At 64.2% G+C, this 16008-nt stretch carries 15 protein-coding genes; 7 read left to right on the top strand and 8 right to left on the bottom strand.

All coding sequences use genetic code 11. The features are described from left to right. Window positions 1-14 precede the first annotated feature (14 nt). From kdpC to C7449_RS03070, 7 genes are all read right to left on the bottom strand, one after another. On the bottom strand, window positions 15-587 hold the full coding sequence (gene kdpC / locus C7449_RS03105) for a potassium-transporting ATPase subunit KdpC (protein ID WP_108001283.1): 573 nt from the start codon (window positions 585-587) through the stop codon (window positions 15-17). 2 nt (window positions 588-589) lie between these two features. Then, window positions 590-2632, bottom strand: coding sequence for a potassium-transporting ATPase subunit KdpB (gene kdpB / locus C7449_RS03100; RefSeq protein WP_108001282.1), 2043 nt, complete (start codon window positions 2630-2632; stop codon window positions 590-592). Between the two features lie 14 nt (window positions 2633-2646). Then, window positions 2647-4356: a potassium-transporting ATPase subunit KdpA gene (gene kdpA, locus C7449_RS03095; RefSeq protein WP_108001281.1), complete on the bottom strand. Its 1710-nt coding sequence runs from the start codon at window positions 4354-4356 to the stop codon at window positions 2647-2649. A 24-nt stretch (window positions 4357-4380) separates the two neighbouring features. After that, on the bottom strand, window positions 4381-4467 hold the full coding sequence (gene kdpF, locus C7449_RS22435; protein WP_108001280.1) for a K(+)-transporting ATPase subunit F: 87 nt from the start codon (window positions 4465-4467) through the stop codon (window positions 4381-4383). A gap of 369 nt (window positions 4468-4836) precedes the next feature. Next, entirely contained in the window at window positions 4837-5403 is a 567-nt protein-coding gene (locus C7449_RS03080; protein WP_108001278.1) for a helix-turn-helix transcriptional regulator, read from the bottom strand. A 16-nt stretch (window positions 5404-5419) separates the two neighbouring features. Continuing rightward, entirely contained in the window at window positions 5420-6292 is an 873-nt protein-coding gene (locus C7449_RS03075; RefSeq protein ID WP_108001277.1) for a S1C family serine protease, read from the bottom strand. A 492-nt stretch (window positions 6293-6784) separates the two neighbouring features. Then, window positions 6785-7474 (bottom strand): TetR/AcrR family transcriptional regulator, encoded by a 690-nt coding sequence (locus C7449_RS03070; protein ID WP_108001276.1) that lies wholly within the window; start codon window positions 7472-7474, stop codon window positions 6785-6787. Window positions 7475-7870: 396 nt separating this feature from the next. On the opposite strand from C7449_RS03070, the gene C7449_RS03065 reads away from it, so the two are divergent. The 7 genes from C7449_RS03065 to C7449_RS03040 all read left to right on the top strand — a co-directional run bounded on the left by C7449_RS03065 (window position 7871) and on the right by C7449_RS03040 (window position 14974). Continuing rightward, window positions 7871-8935 carry an efflux RND transporter periplasmic adaptor subunit gene (locus tag C7449_RS03065; RefSeq protein WP_108001275.1) on the top strand — a complete coding sequence of 355 codons (1065 nt, stop codon included), beginning with the start codon at window positions 7871-7873 and terminating at the stop codon, window positions 8933-8935. Window position 8936: 1 nt separating this feature from the next. After that, entirely contained in the window at window positions 8937-10031 is a 1095-nt protein-coding gene (locus C7449_RS03060) for an efflux RND transporter periplasmic adaptor subunit (protein WP_108001274.1), read from the top strand. Beyond that, window positions 10028-13078: an efflux RND transporter permease subunit gene (locus C7449_RS03055; RefSeq protein WP_108001273.1), complete on the top strand. Its 3051-nt coding sequence runs from the start codon at window positions 10028-10030 to the stop codon at window positions 13076-13078. The genes C7449_RS03060 and C7449_RS03055 overlap by 4 nt, the downstream gene beginning before the upstream one ends. Before the next feature lie 336 nt (window positions 13079-13414). After that, a complete protein-coding gene (locus C7449_RS03050; RefSeq protein ID WP_108001272.1) occupies window positions 13415-13771 on the top strand; it encodes an EF-hand domain-containing protein in 357 nt (118 codons plus the stop codon). A gap of 202 nt (window positions 13772-13973) precedes the next feature. Continuing rightward, window positions 13974-14108, top strand: coding sequence for a hypothetical protein (locus C7449_RS22310; RefSeq protein ID WP_280952449.1), 135 nt, complete (start codon window positions 13974-13976; stop codon window positions 14106-14108). A 121-nt stretch (window positions 14109-14229) separates the two neighbouring features. Beyond that, complete coding sequence (locus tag C7449_RS03045; RefSeq protein WP_108001271.1) at window positions 14230-14571, top strand: hypothetical protein; 342 nt, start codon at window positions 14230-14232, stop codon at window positions 14569-14571. Window positions 14572-14629: 58 nt separating this feature from the next. Further along, window positions 14630-14974: a hypothetical protein gene (locus tag C7449_RS03040; protein ID WP_210204689.1), complete on the top strand. Its 345-nt coding sequence runs from the start codon at window positions 14630-14632 to the stop codon at window positions 14972-14974. 119 nt (window positions 14975-15093) lie between these two features. On the opposite strand, the gene C7449_RS03035 is transcribed toward C7449_RS03040, so the two are convergent. After that, the gene (locus tag C7449_RS03035) at window positions 15094-15852 is read right to left on the bottom strand and encodes a FadR/GntR family transcriptional regulator (protein WP_108001270.1); all 759 of its coding nucleotides are present in this window, start codon (window positions 15850-15852) and stop codon (window positions 15094-15096) included. Window positions 15853-16008 lie beyond the last annotated feature (156 nt).

The following is a 16008-nucleotide window of genomic DNA, read 5'->3' as shown; positions in this document are numbered from 1 at the left end:
CGATGTCTCGAGCTTTATCGGTTCCCTGGCGCATCCAAGGCGAGGTTCAGTTTTAGCACATTGACGCGCGGCTCGCCTATAATCCCGAACAGGCGACTTTCGGTCGCCTGCTCGACGCGAGCGGCAACATCCGCTTCCGGCAGGCCGCGCGCCTTGGCGACGCGCGCGACCTGGGCCCTCGCGAATTCAGGCGAGATATGCGGGTCGAGGCCCGATCCCGACGCCGTGCCGGCATCGGCCGGAACGGCGCCGGCGATACCTGCGGCGCGCAGCCGGGCGATATCGGCTGCCACGCGCTCCTTGAGCTTGACGGAGGTGGTGCCGAGATTGGAGCCGGTGGAGGCGCTGGCATTGTACGGTTCCGGGCCGGTCGCCGATGGACGCGGCCAGAAGAATTGTTCCGACGCAAAATTCTGGCCGATCAACTCGGAGCCGATGACGGCTCCGTCCTTGAGGATCAGGCTGCCATTCGCTTGCCGTGGCATCAGTGCCTGCGCGATGCCGGTGATCGCCAGCGGATAGGAAAGCCCCGTGATCGCGGTCAGGGCCAGGGTGAGGACAAGGGCGGGGCGGAGTTGACTGAGCATGGTCACACCAGATTCAGGGTGGAGACGACGACGTCGATGGCCTTGATCCCGACGAAGGGCAGCAGGATGCCGCCGAGGCCGTAGACCAGCAGGTTGCGGCGCAACAGGGCGGCCGCGCCGACGGGGCGATATTTGACGCCTTTCAGCGCGAGCGGAATGAGCGCGACGATGATCAGCGCGTTGAAGATGACGGCCGAAAGGATGGCGGACTGCGGCGACCCCAGCCCCATGACGTTGAGCGTCGCAAGCGCCGGGTAGGTGGTGACGAACAGCGCGGGGATGATGGCGAAATATTTCGCCACGTCATTGGCGATCGAGAAGGTGGTGAGCGAGCCGCGCGTCATCAGCAGCTGCTTGCCGATCTCGACGATCTCGATGAGCTTGGTCGGGCTCGAATCGAGATCGACCATGTTGGCCGCCTCGCGGGCGGCTTGCGTTCCCGTCTGCATGCAGACGCCCACGTCGGCCTGGGCGAGCGCCGGCGCGTCGTTGGTGCCGTCGCCGCACATGGCGATGAGCCGGCCGCCCTTCTGCTCCTTGCGGATGAAGGCGAGTTTGTCCTCGGGCGTCGCCTCGGCGAGGAAATCGTCGACGCCCGCCTCGGAGGCGATTGCGGCGGCGGTGATCGGATTGTCGCCCGTGACCATCACGGTGCGGATGCCCATCGCCCGCAGCGCGGCGAAGCGCTCCTTGATGCCGGGCTTGACGATGTCCTTCAGGTGGATGACGCCGAGCAGCCGGTTGCCGTCCGCCACCGCCAGCGGCGTGCCGCCGGTGCGGGCGATCTTGTCGACCGCCTGTCGGAACGTGGCAGGGACATCGGCCTCGGAAAGGCCGGCAAACCTCAGGACCGAGTCGACCGCGCCCTTGCGCAGCCGGCGGTCGGCATGGTCGACACCGGAGAGCCGGGTTTCGGCAGCAAACGGAATGATCGCGTCCATCTTGCCCGAAGGCGGGTGCCGGCCGAATTCGCCGGTGGCAAGCGCCACGATCGAGCGGCCCTCCGGCGTTTCGTCGGCCAGGCTCGCCAGCAGCGCCGCATCGGCGAGTTCGTGGTCCGTGACACCCGGAACGGGCAGGAAATCGCTTGCCATCCGGTTGCCGAACGTGATTGTTCCCGTCTTGTCGAGCAGCAGCGTATCGACATCGCCCGCCGCCTCGACGGCGCGCCCGGACGTGGCGATCACATTGAAGCGCACAAGCCGGTCCATGCCCGCGATGCCGATCGCCGAGAGCAGCCCGCCGATCGTGGTCGGGATCAGCGTGACGAGCAAGGCGGAGAGCACCGTCACCGACAGAACGGTCGCCGAGTAGCCGGCGAGGCCCCAGAGGGTGACGACGGCGATCAGGAAGATCAGCGTCAGGCCGGAAAGCAGGATCGAGAGCGCGATCTCGTTCGGCGTCTTCTGGCGCTGTGCTCCCTCGATCAGGGCGATCATGCGATCGACGAAGGTCGACCCGGGAGCGGTGGTGATGCGAACCTTGATCCAGTCGGAAAGGACCTGGGTGCCGCCGGTGACGGCGGACCGGTCACCGCCGGCTTCGCGGATCACCGGCGCCGATTCGCCGGTGATCGCGCTCTCGTTGACCGAGGCGATACCTTCGACGACCTCGCCGTCGCCGGGGATCAGTTCGCCGGCTTCGACGAGAACGAGATCGCCGACCTTCAGCATGGTGGCCGGGACGTCCTGCGTCTCGCGCCGCTCCGACGACAGGAGCTTGCGGGCCGTCAGTTCCGACTTGGAGCGGCGCAAAAAATCGGCCTGCGCCTTGCCGCGCCCTTCGGCAACGGCTTCGGCGAAGGTCGCGAAGAGCACGGTGAACCACAGCCACGCGGCGATCTGGCCCGAGAAGGATGGGTTGCCGCCGTGTGCGACGAGGTCGCGGACGAAGAATAGGGTGACCACCGCCGCCACGACCTCGGTCACGAAGATCACCGGATTGCGGACGAGCTGGCGCGGGTCGAGCTTGGCGACGGCGGCCCTGGCTGCCGGCAGCAGAATCGCGGGATCGAAGAGGCTGGGCGCGAGGGGTTTCCTGGACATCTGCCTGGTTTCCTTCAGAAGGTCTGGCCCGAAAGCATGGCGAAATGCTCGATGATCGGGCCGAGGGCGAGCGCCGGGAAGTACACCAGCCCGCCGAGGATGAGGATGATGCCGATCATCAGGCCGACGAAGAGCGGCGTGTCGGTCGGAAACGTGCCCTTCGACGCCGGCACGCGCGTCTTGGCGGCGACCGAGCCGGCGATCGCGAGCACGGGGACGGCGTAGGCGAAGCGGCCGAGCAGCATCGCAATGCCGAGTGTGGTGTTGTACCACGGCGTATTGCCGTTGAGCCCGCCGAACGCCGAACCGTTGTTGCCGGTGGCGGATGTGAAGGCATAGAGGATTTCCGAGAGCCCGTGGGGCCCGGCGGTGCCGATGCTGGCGACGGCCGACGGCAGCATCGCGGAGATGGCCGTGAAGCCGAGGATCGCGACCGGCAGGATCAGCACGGCGAACATCGCGTACTTCATCTCGCGCGCCTCGATCTTCTTGCCCAGCAATTCGGGGGTGCGGCCGACCATCAGGCCGGCAACGAACACGGCGAGGATCGCAAAGACGACCAGGCCGTAGAGGCCTGAACCGACGCCGCCGGGCAGGACTTCGCCAAGCTGGATGAGGAACATCGGGACAAGGCCGCCAAGGCCGGTGAACGACCCGTGCATGCCATTGACGCCGCCATCGGAAAGGCCCGTCGTGACCGCAGCATAAAGCGCCGTCATCGCCTCGCCGAAGCGAACCTCCTTGCCTTCCATGTTGCCAAGCGCCGGATCGAGGCCAAGGGCCGTCAGGATGGGGTTGCCCGCCGCCTCCGCCCAATAGACGACGCCGGCGCCGACGACCAGGAAGGTGAAGGTGACGGCGACGAAGGCCCAGCCCTGGCGGCGATTGCCGACGAGCTGGCCGAAGGTGTAGAGCAGCGCCGCCGAGAGCGACAGCATCGCGAAGATGTTGAGATAATTGGAAAGCGCCGTCGGGTTTTCGAACGGGTGCGCGGCGTTGACGTTCAGGAAGCCGCCGCCGTTGGTGCCGAGCTGCTTGATCGCCTCCTGGCTGGCGATCGGCCCGAGCGCGATCGTCTGCCTTGCGCCCTCGAGCGTGGTCGCAACCGCCGACGCATCGAGCGTCTGCGGCAGGCCCATCGCCACGAAGGCGAGCGCAATGACGACGGCAATCGGCAGGAGGACATAGAGGGTCGCGCGGACGAGATCGACCCAGAAATTGCCGACCGTCGCGGCGGCCGAGCGCGCAAAGGCCCGCGTCACGGCGAGCGCCATCGCGATGCCGGTCGCGGCCGAAACGAAGTTGTGCACCGTCAGCCCTGCCATCTGGCTGAAATGGCTCATCGTCGTTTCACCGGCATAGTTCTGCCAGTTGGTGTTGGTGACGAAGCTGACAGCCGTGTTGAAGGCGAGGTCCGGCGGGACGTTGCCGAAGCCCTGCGGGTTCAGCGGCAGCCATGCCTGGCATCTCAGGATCGTGTAAAGCGAGGCGAAGCCGATCAGGCTGAAGGCGAGCATGGAAAGCGTGTATGCCAGCCACCCCTGTTCTTTCGCCGGATGGACGCCGGCGGCGGCATAGAGGCCGCGCTCGACGGGGGCGAGAACGGGTGAAAACATGGTGCGCCCGCCGGAAAAGACTCGCGCCATGTAGAGCCCCAACGGCTTGACGACGATCAGGACGGCAAGAAAGAGGAGGCATATCTGCAGCCATCCGATGGTAATCATGGGAAAGTCTCCGCAGAGGACGGGTCAGAAGCGTTCCGGCCGGACGAGGGTCACGACGAGGTAGACGGCAAGCGCAATGGCGACGGCCAGGCCGATCAAGGGTTCGATCATCGATCCCTCCTAGAGGCGGCTGAGCGCGCGCGCGTAGAGCGCAAGCACGACAAAGCCTCCGATGCCGGCGGCGAGAAAAACGATGTCGGACACGGGCGTTCTCCAGGCTTCTCTGACACCTGGATGATGCACCCTCGCGGGGTCAGTTATCGATTTGGATTGTTCATTAGCGGCATAAGGAAAATATAAATACGCGGCTGCCTTCGGTATCTTGCTGCGGACTTATCAACGACCGAACCGAAGCGCAAAGCCCAGGGAATTGGGGCCTACCATGTCCGAAATGAGCAGCTTGCAGACGTCGCACGTCATCCGCAACGCGCCAACCTGCAAACAACACCACCTTATTGGCCGAGCGTTATACGTGCTGGCTCATACGTAAAGCAGGCCTTGCCTTAGCGCTATGGCCACAGCGTCGGCGCGGTTTTGCGCCTGAAGCTTGGCAAACACTGCAGAGACGTGGAATTTCGCGGTATGCACCGAGATTTTGAGCTGGCGGGCGATCACCTTGTTCGAGGCCCCGTCAGCAAGCAATGCAAGCGTTTCCAATTCGCGGGGGCTCAGTGACAGATGGTGAGGCCCGTCTCTCGGCAGCCCTGTCTCGTCCGTATGAGCGGCCTCGTTTGCATCTCCAGCATCGACGGCTGACAGGCGATATCCTGCCGCAACGACCGTCGTGGCCGCGGCAATGAGCGCAACATCCGCGGAAAGCGGCAGCACAGCATGGATGTTGCTACCCGAGGCTGCACCAAGCACGATATGCGGCGTCATGGCGTCGAGAAGTTCGCCATCGGACACGACCACATCGAAATCCTCCGGCTGCTCGAGATGGAACGACGTCACGGCCACATGACCGCGCTCTTCCAGAGCATGTTCCAGTTCCACCGCATGCTCCGGATCGGACAGGGCTATCATCACGGTCAGTGGACGCTCAGCCATCCATCCTCCCTGTCGCTCAAGAGTGCGGTCGTGCGCCGACGAGGACGTCGAGGCTTCGCGCCTCACAACCGCGCAATATTCCGAGTGCCACCGTTTTGCCGACACTATCGGGACCGAGCTGACGGATCAGGTCCCGCACGCCCTCCACCGTCTCCCCCTTGCAGGATGTTATGATGTCGCCGAGCACCAGCCCGGCCCTCTCCGCCGGACCGCCCGCCTCGAGGCTCATTACCATGGCGCCCCGCGTCTTCTCCTGGCGCACCGGGTGCAACCCTGCGCCGAGATATCCGCGTGGCACATGTCCCTTTTCGGCAAGCGTTGCCGCAACCCGGTCGACCGTTTCGGCCGGAATGACGAGAGCCCGCCGGCGGGGGCCGAACAGGACGACCCCGATGAAGCCCCCCTCGGCATCGATCGCCGCCCCGCCTTCGGCGCACGGGTCGATATTGGCGGAAAGGCGGATGCGCCGGTCGATCAGGCCGCCACGCATGCTGCGCCAAGCGGGTCCGACCTCGCTGACAATCCCGAAGCCGGCCAGCGTGAAAGCTTCGTCCCGGCCGACAGCGACGACAAGGTTCCCTGCCTCCGCCTGCCCGGCAGGTTTCAGGGTCGGCGCGCCATCAGGAACCTCCGATTTCAACACCGCGAGCCCCGTCGTCGGGTCGCGCCCGACGAATTCAGCCACCGCGGCGTTGCCGTTCGGCAAAGTCAAGGTGATGCCTTCCTCGGTCTCGATCGCCTCGCTCGCGGCAACGAACAGGCCTTCACGCCAATGGACGGCGCTCGACGGATTATGGCGGCTGGCCTGGACGGCGACGATCGCCGGCGCGGTGGCGGCGACAAGGCCGGCGATCTCGCGAGAGAGGTTTGTAAGGCTGGCTTTCGGCATGGTCTTTCTCCTCAATCCGTTTGAGGAATCTGGACTGTTTCATCACGCCGGCCAACTGGCCTCTCGGCTAGGTTTGGCGCGAACTGGCAATCCGGGCAGGTCGCGTCACGCCGGCTCCAGCACGGAGATGGGGCGCATCGTGGTGCATGCTGCGGCCGTTGAACGGGAGGGCCGGAACAACAACAGCCGATGCTGCAATGTCCTTGCCCGCCCGTCGAGAACTGCTGGGAACTGCCGAAGGGTGACGGCGACAAGCAGTCCTGCAAGATTGACGATCTGAGAACAAAGGGCCCTGCCCTGCAAGCTGCAGTTACCTGCTCAGTTACAAGAACGACTATTCAGATCGTGAACAACTGTCTGATTCGCGCCGTCGGCCGCAGTGCAGACTTGGAACCAGCATCGTCTGGTATTCGCGCGGTCGAACCAGTTCCGTGGCGGCCCGCTTCGATAGGGACAACGCAGGTCGGCGTTGCCGAACACGAGCCACGCAAGTCATTTGCCGGCAAGCGGGGGCCCCACCCATGCCCCTTCCGGTAACACGGGGATGCTGTTGGCCAGCCCATCGAGGATGCCTTGCAGAACGATGTCGCTCAGTTCGCGCATCGCTTCGCCGGGGCCGACAAGGCGGTCCACCAGCAGCAAGGTGAGACCGTGCATCTGCGACCAGAAGATCAGAATGGCGCCATCGATCATCCGCTCGTTGGCAGCGGTGTGCGGAATAAGTCGCCCTAGGGCGCCGTCACTGATCGCGCCCACCACAAGCGCTTTCATCCTGTAAGCGGCGGTTCGTTCTATAGCCGGACGGTCACTTTGCTGATCGGTGAGGTAGCCTCCGAACATCAATCTGTAGAGCGCGGGATTGTTGACGCCACCGCAAATGTAAGCGCGTGCCATGGCTGCGAGCCGCTCGCGTGGACTGGCCAGTCCCCTTGTTGCATCGCTCATCTGCCTTGCAAGGGCTTCAAACCCCACCGCCGAAACGGCCGCCAACAGCTCGCGCTTGTCGGCGAAGTGTTTGTAGGGCGCGTTGTGACTGACGCCCGCCCGCCGAGCGAGTTCCCGAAGCGAGAACTCGGTGCTCTGGGATTCGCTGAGGACCTCAAGCGCGGCATCGACGATGGCGCGCTGCAGGTCGCCGTGGTGGTAGGGGCGCTGATCGGGATTTGAATTCTCGTTGGTCATAATCGATCCATTAGAGCTCAATGTTGCTATTGTCAACTTTTCGGCGTTGAGATTGTGGCGTTGTTCGCTTCAGCAGGCAGCGCCCGGTCAGTGATCAGATTGTGGACTGCTACCGCGCCCCTGCCCTGCGAATCCTTCCGCGCCGAAGGCTGCCGCATGGCCAAACCGGATCACCTCGCCGCATCCGGCCCTGGCCAGAGCATTTGCACGGCATCCTTCAAAAGCGACGACCACGATCCAGCTGTTCTCTCGATCCGACATTAACCATGTTGACACTGTCCACTCCTTCAACTAAAGTGGCCACTGTCAACATTGAGCGATGCCCTCCTTTGCATCAGAGCAAGGCCGCGACGACGCGGCTCTGCCCCCTTGGCCACAAACCGAACCGGAGCAATCATGCAGTCCTTTCGATTGCTAGGAATTGGTCTCGCCTGCGCTTTTCTGGCGGCCTGCGAAGACAAGGCGGTGCAAACGCCGCAGCCGCAGCAGGTCCGCGTCGTTGCCGCCGCCAGTGCGCAGTATCAGCCCAGTGCAGAAATCACAGGCGAGGTGAAAGCTCGGATTCAGACCGAGCTTTCCTTTCGCGTCAGCGGCCGCGTGATCGAGCGGCGGGTCGACATCGGATCGCACGTACGCGCGGGAGAAATCCTTGCTCGGCTGAACGATACCGAGCAGCAGGCAGACGTAAGTGTCGCCCGAGCGGCTTTGGAGTCGGCAAAGGCCGTCGCCCAGCAGAAAGCCCTGGCCTTAGAGCGGGCCAAGCACCTCGTGCAGTCGCAGGCAGTAGCCAAACAGGTCTTCGACGCGGCGCAGCAGGAGTTGCTGAGCGCCCGGGCGGCGCTCGCGTCAGCCGAGGCCGCGCTTGCAACCGCCCAGGACGCGCTGTCCTACACCGAGGTGAGAGCCGACGCCGACGGGATCATCACCGCGCGTGGCATCGAGGTTGGACAAGTGGTGTCCCCGGCGCAATCCGTGTTCACCCTCGCTCACGATGGTCAAAGGGACGCCGTCTTCGACGTCTTCGAGGCCTTCTTCCTCGACGGGCGGCCCTCGGCGGACATCGAGGTCGCGCCGCTCGTGGACCGAGTGCACGAACTGCACGCCAATGTCCGAGAGGTGTCCCCGGTCATAGACACCAAAGCCGGTACGATCCGCATCAAGGCAGCTCTGCCGGACGATGCCGGATGGCCCCTCGGCACCGCAGTCGTAGGCAGGATCAAGTCATCGCCTCGCTCGGGGATCGTCCTGCCTTATAACGCGATGGCCTCCGACCACGGTGATCCCGCCGTCTGGCTGGTCGGCACCGAAAAACACACCGTCACCCTCCGCAGGATCTCTGTCGATCGCTACCGCAAGAGCGACTTCGTCGTGGCTGGCGGCATCGCGCCGAACGACCTCATCGTCACGGAGGGGGGGAAATTTCTGAGGGAAGGCCAGGCCGTTGGCTGGGAAGGTATGTGAGATGACCGTCAAACGCTTGTATGCAACTCTTCCGCTTCTGCTGTCGATCTCACTCCTCGCCGGCTGCGATGAAAGCTCGGTCGCCGGTGAGCAGGCGCCCCCTCGGCCCGTCAAGAGCGTGACGGCCACCGCGGAACCGGAGAACATCGAAAGCCTGCCCGGCGTCGTGCAAGCCCGCGTCGAGACTGACATGGCCTTTCGGACACTCGGACGAATCGTATCGCGCAGGGTCGAGGTCGGAGACCTTGTTTCCAAAGGCGAGGTCGTCGCCGAGATCGATCCGCTCAGCCTTCAGCTCGCGGTGAGGAGCGCGGAAGCCGATCTGCGCGACGCGCAGGCGCAATTGGACAATGCTGCCGTCACTGAAAGACGCAAGCGAGTGCTTACGAACAGCAATGCCGTCAGCGTTGCCGACTACGAGCTTGCACAGCAGCAGCTCAAGTCGGCCGAGGCAAACGTTACGAGGACCACCGCAAGCCTTGCCAAGGCGCGTGAGCAGCTTGGCTACTCGGAACTGCGAGCCGAGTTCGATGGTGTCGTCACGGCCACGTCCGCGGAAACGGGTCAGACGGTCGCAGCTGGTCAAACAGTTCTGAGGCTCGCGCGTCCCGAACTGCGTGACGTGGTCGTCGACATACCGGAGGCGCTTTTGTCATCCGCCCGGGTGGGCGACAACTTCAACGTCGCGCTCCAACTGGACTCCCGCCAAAAGACACTGGGCAAGGTGCGCGAGATCGCGCCACAGGCTGAACCCAGCACCCGCACCTACAGGATCAAGCTCGCAATCGACGAGGCGCCCGAGGTTTTCCGTCTCGGCGCTGTCGTCACGGTCACCATGGCCAAGCCAGCGAAGGGATCGATCCGCCTGCCGATCGCCGCAATCTGCAACAAGGACGGCGCCGACCGCGTCTGGGTGGTGGATCGGTCGACGGGCACGGTGAAACTCACGCCGGTCAAGCTCGGGAGGCGCGCTGCGGGGGCCCCCTTCGTCCGGGTTCTCTCCGGACTTGGGGAAGGAGACGAAGTCGTCGTCGCCGGCGTGAACGAACTTGCCGAGGGACAGAGGGTCAAACGAGATCAGGAGCCGCGCTCGTGAACAGGTTCAATCTCTCCGACTGGGCGCTCGAGCATCGCTCCCTCGTCTGGTATTTCATGATCATCTTCGCAGCCGCCGGCGCCTTCGCCTATCTCGGGCTCGGGCGCGAGGAAGATCCCTCCTTCACGATCAAGACCATGGTCATCCAGGCCCAGTGGCCCGGCGCTTCCGCCCAGGAAGTGACCGAGCAGGTTGCAGACCGCATCGAGAAGAAACTGCAGGAGCTCGACAACCTCGAACACACCCGCAGCATCACCACGGCCGGCCAGACGACCGTCTTTGTCGATCTGCTGCCGGATACCAACGCGCGGGATGTGAAGCCCACCTGGGCACGGGTGCGCAACCTGATCGACGATATCAAGCACGAATTCCCGCAGGGCGTGGTCGGCCCGTTCTACGACGACCAGCTCGGCGACGTCTACGGCAATATCTTCGCCTTTACCGGCGACGGGTTGAGCTTCAGGGAACTGCGCGATTTCGCGGAAAAGGCGCGGACGCAGATCCTCAAGATTCCGGACGTGGGCAAGGTCGACATCGTCGGTGCCCAGGACGAGGTCATCCATCTCGAATTCTCCACGCGCAAGATCGCCGCCCTCGGCATCAGTCGCGCCGACATCATCGCCACGCTGCAGGCGCAGAACGCCGTCACCCAATCGGGCTTCGTCCAGACGGGGCCGGAACGCATCGCCCTGCGCGTCGGCGGGCGCTTCATCTCCGAGGAGACCCTGCGCGGCATCAACCTGAGAGTAAACGATCGCTTCTTTCCGCTGACCGACGTCGCCACCATCACCCGCGGCTATGTCGATCCGCCGACATCGCTGTTCCGCTTCAACGGAAAGCCCGCGATCGGGCTGGCGATCGGCATGAAGACGGGCGGCAACCTGCTTCACTTTGGCGAGGCGCTCGAAAAAACGATGGGCCGCGTCATTAGCGACCTGCCGGTCGGTGTGTCGGTGGAACGTGTCTCCGACCAGCCGAAGGTGGTCGAGGAAGCCGTCGGCGGTTTCACGAAGGCCCTGTTCGAGGCAGTCGCCATCGTGCTTGCGATCAGTTTCGTCAGTCTCGGTGTCCGGGCCGGCCTCGTCGTGTCGTTTGCGATCCCGCTGGTCCTCGCCATCACCTTCCTGGTGATGCAATATTCAGGAATTTCGCTGCAGCGGATATCGCTCGGAGCGCTGATCATCGCGCTCGGCCTGCTGGTCGACGATGCAATGATCGCGGTCGAGATGATGGTGGCGCGGCTGGAATTGGGTGACAGTCTCAGGAAGGCCGCCACTTACGTCTACACATCGACTGCGTTCCCGATGCTGACCGGCACGCTCGTGACCGTCGCCGGCTTCATACCGGTGGCGTTCAACAAGAGCAACGCGGGCGAGTTCACCTTCACTCTCTTTGTCGTCATCGCCGTTTCGCTCGTCGTATCCTGGGTCGTCGCGGTTCTGTTCACACCCCTCATCGGCGTGACGATCCTTCCGAAGACCATGAAGAAGCATGCCGAACACAAGGGTTGGTTTGCGAAGGCGTTCTCGAAACTTCTGCAAGCCTGCCTACGCTGGCGCTGGATCACGATCATGGCAACGGTCCTGCTGTTCTCAGCATCGGTCGCCGGCCTGTCATTGGTCCAGCAGCAGTTCTTCCCGAGCTCCGACCGGCCGGAACTGATCGTCGACTGGAACCTGCCGCAGAACAGCTCGATTGCGGAAACGAGCCGCCAGATGGCTCAGTTCGAGCGCGAGATGCTGGCCGGCAACCCTGCGGTCGACCACTGGTCGACATACGTCGGCAGGGGCGCGCCGCGCTTCATCCTTTCCTTCGACGTCCAGCCGGCCGACGTTGCCTTCGGCCAGACCGTCATCGTCACAAAGGGGCTGGATGTCCGCGACAAGCTCAAGCAGGATATCGAATCCTACCTCCAGAAGACCTTTCCAGGCACCGACGGCTACGTGAAGCTCCTGGAGGTCGGGCCGCCGGTGGGCAAGCCGATCCAGTACCGTGTGTCCGGCGAGGACCTGCAGACAGTGCGCGAACTGGCGCAGAAACTGGCGTCGATCGTGGGCACCCATCCCTCGCTGAAGAACCTCGCCCTCGACTGGAACGAGCCGGCCCGCGTCGTGAAGATCGACGTGCTCCAGGACAAGGCGCGCCAGCTTGGCGTCTCGTCCCAGGACATCGCGATGGCGCTCAATACCGTCGTGCAGGGGAACGCCGTCACCCAGGTCCGCGATGACATATACCTCGTCGATGTGGTCGGCCGCGCGGCTGAAAAGGAACGCGAGTCGGTCGACACGCTGCTCGACCTGCAACTGCAGAGCAGCAGCGGCCAGTCGGTTCCGCTGTCGTCGGTCGCGACCTTCCGTTACGAGCTGGAACAGCCGACGATCTGGCGCCGCGACCGGGTGCCGACGATCACGGTCAAGGCCGGGATCGCCGATGCGACGCAGCCGGCGACCGTCGTGAAGGATCTGTCCGGCAAGATCGACGCGTTTAAAAAGGCGCTGCCGGCCGGATATTCCGTCCAGGTCGCCGGCGCGGTCGAGGAAAGTGCCAAGTCGCAGGGTCCCATCGCCAAGGTGGCGCCGGCCATGCTCCTCATCATGGCGACGCTGCTGATGATCCAGCTGCAGAGCTTCCACCGGCTGTTCCTGGTGTTCTCGGTCGCCCCGCTGGCGCTGATCGGTGTCGTCGTGGCTCTGCTCGCGAGCAATGCACCGCTCGGCTTCGTCGCCCTCCTCGGGGTACTCGCACTCGTCGGCATCCTCATCCGCAACTCGGTGATCCTGATCGTGCAGATCGAGGCGCTGCGCGCCGCGGGAATGTCGGCCTGGAAGGCGGTGGTGGAGGCCACCGAACACCGGATGCGGCCGATCATGCTCACCGCCGCGGCCGCGACCCTGGCGCTGATCCCGATCTCGCACGAGATCTTCTGGGGACCGATGGCCTACGCCATGATGGGCGGCATCGTCGTCGGAACAGCGCTGACGCTCCTCTTCCTGCCGGCGCTCTACGTCGCCTGGTTCCGGATTCCTCGTGAAGTCGAGCAGAACTGACATGACAGCTCCTCTTTTCGACGTTGATCGCGGCAAACGGGCCAACCGGTGCGCGGCCTCCACCGCCGGCGCGCGCCGGGAGCTTCCGAAGGGCAATCGCTTTTCGACCGGCGACCAGGACCAGCACAGTCGATTCGGGCCGTCTCCTCGCGGGGCACACATCGCAGGACGCGCGTCGCACCGAGGCAGATCTGCCCCGCCGCAACTCTCCAGAAAATGACCGGGCGCAATGCGGTGGGGGCGCTTTGCTGCTATTGTTACAGGTGCCGGCGCAATGCGGAGAAGCATTGCCGCCGCTTGCGCCGCGCGCTTTTCCCTAATCGAAGGAGAACGCAAATGGCTTCTGCAAGATTGGCAGGCGTGGCGATGGTAGCCACGCTTCTTTCGGCCGGTTCTGCCCACCTGGCCCTCGCCCAGACCGATGAGAATGCGGAGCAAGGCGGGGACCAGCAGCAGATGCAGGACAACATGCCGGGAATGATGGGCGGGCGACAACATGGCATGATGGGCAGAATGGCGATGCGCGGGCAGATGATGAAGATCATGTTCGCCATCGCTGATACGAACGGCGACGGCGCACTGTCCTTCGACGAGGTGATGGCGGTGCACAAGCGCATCTTTGACGCCATCGATGCCAACAAGGATGGCAAGGTGACCCTGGAAGAGATGCAGATGTTCCTGCAGGGTCCATAACGCTGCCCGCGGAGCAAGCATGCGTGGGCGTCCAGGCTCTTCCTGGACGTCCACCGCCCGCCGAAATGACGGATCCGGCGCCAAGGGATGCCCCCACTTCCGGCAGCTACGATGCATTGCCGGGCGCTGTTACACCGCAGTTGCCGCACGACTTCCCGGTTCAGGCTTGGGCATGCTATCCTTTGAAAGGGAGGAGCATGCCATGCAGAATTTTCTCGCATTGTTCGCAATTGTTCTCGGCTCCGCCGTGCTGGGCGTCTGCCTTGCCTTCGGCATGCGGCGGCAACGTCAGGCGCAACGCCCGCACCACCACGACGAGGCTTCCCCCCATTTCTAGGCGGAGCCGCTGCGATGACCTCCGGCAGGTGCCTTGACCCGAACCGCCGACCTGTCGAACAGCGCCCGATCGGCGCTGGCCCGGCGACGTTGGCCGTGCCCGAAAAGCCTTGAGCGGCGCAATGGACCCCGACCACAAGCCCGACGGCGAACCGGAGATCGGCGTCCTGTTCCGGAACGGCAACATCACCGTCTTCGGCATCGTGCTCTCCTTTTCGCTCGGCTTCCTCAATACCTGGTCAAGCAATCCGAACGAGTGGAGCCTTAAGGACCTGCCGACGCTGATGCTGATTGCGGCCGGAATAGTCTTTCAGGGATGGGCGCTCTGGCGACTGCTCCATCCGGATTCGCTGCGGCAGAGCATCTTCATGTCGGCGACCCGAACGTTCGCGATCGGCCTGCTGCTGACGTCGGCCGGCGTGATCCTGTCGATCGGCATCGATCTCGCCCGGTTGCTGCCCTGACCTGCCGCGCCGACCGGCAGCGCTCGACTTGCCGGTGCCTCTGTGCAAGACTGCGCCCATGATCGATAGCAGCGACCAGGAACTCGAGGACGAGCGGCTGAAGCTGGTGGCGGAACTTGCACGGGTGAAGCAGACCACCGCGGCCACGCTTCTCGCCCGCAACGCACCCGGAACCATCGGCTGCCACGAGGCGACCCACACGGCGTCGATCGTGCTCGACCTGCTGGACCAGCACCTCCTGCATCATCCGGCCATTGCCGGAAACCCAGAGTGGTTCCGCTATGCTTCCCACGCCAGCGAGGCGCTGTTCAACCTCTACCAGTCGATGGGGTCGGCACAGATCGAGCCGCACGGCGACGATGGCCTGCGCCCCGAGGACCTGAACGCAAGCAACGACGACTGAGCCCCCACCGCTGCGCCTCAAGGCGCCACTTGGTCTTTATTTTGCTGCGGCGGACACGCGCAATCCCGCCGCCATTCGAAGCCGGTCATTGCAGATCCGCCATTAAGAGGCGCCCGCACTCAGGGCCTTGTGCGGCGGCTGCGATCGTCCAGCGCATCGACCACCCGATCGCGTCCGACCCGGATGACGTTTTCCATGGCGCGGCGCGCTGCTTCTTCGTCCCGGCGCCGGATGTCCTCGACGATGCGGATATGCGATGCGGCGACGTCGTCGATCTTGCCTCGATCCTGCGCCGGCGAACTGAGTCGGAACACGCCGACCAGCGCCGCTTCGATCAGCGATCCGATGGTGCGGAAGAACGGGTTGCGCGATGCCTCGAGGACACTGAGGTGAAATTTCAGATCGGCCATCGCCAAGCTCTCGGCGGTGTGCTCGGGATCGCCCATCGCCATGGCGAGGCGCATCATGTGGCTGATGTCCGCATCGGTGGCGTACCGGGCGGCGAGCGCGGCAGCGTGGGGCTCGAATGCCAGGCGCACCTCGCTAAGATCGATCAGGAATGCCTCGTCGACGCCGACGGCGAGCTGCCAGGTGAGGATATCGCTGTCGAAGAGGTTCCACTGCGTCCGCGGCGTCACCCGAGTGCCGATGCGGGCGCGCGGCACCACCAATCCCTTGGCCGACAAGGTCTTCATCGCCTCGCGCAGCACCGTCCGGGAGACCTTGAAGCGGGCGGCGAGCTCCGCGTCGCCGGGCAGGATCGATCCAACCGGAAACTCACCGGCGACGATGGCGCGGCCGAGCTCGTTGACCACCTGCGCATGGCTGGTGCGTGTTGCTGCCCCGCTAATGGCGGTCTCGAGCAGTCCCTTGCGCAATCGCTTTTTTCCTCCCCTCTCGCGGCTGAGGCAATCGGCCTGCCGCCCTTCGGATACGAGAATCCCTTCCGCAGCAGGATAAACGCAAAAGGCAGAAGTCCAATCAGTATCTTCTTCCACGAGCCAAGAAGCCGTGGAACGTGGCGCCGGTCCGCT

It is taken from the genome of Mycoplana dimorpha, from assembly GCF_003046475.1.
In the GTDB taxonomy this organism is placed as follows: Bacteria; Pseudomonadota; Alphaproteobacteria; order Rhizobiales; family Rhizobiaceae; genus Mycoplana; species Mycoplana dimorpha.
This window is presented reverse-complemented; position numbering and strand designations above follow the sequence as displayed.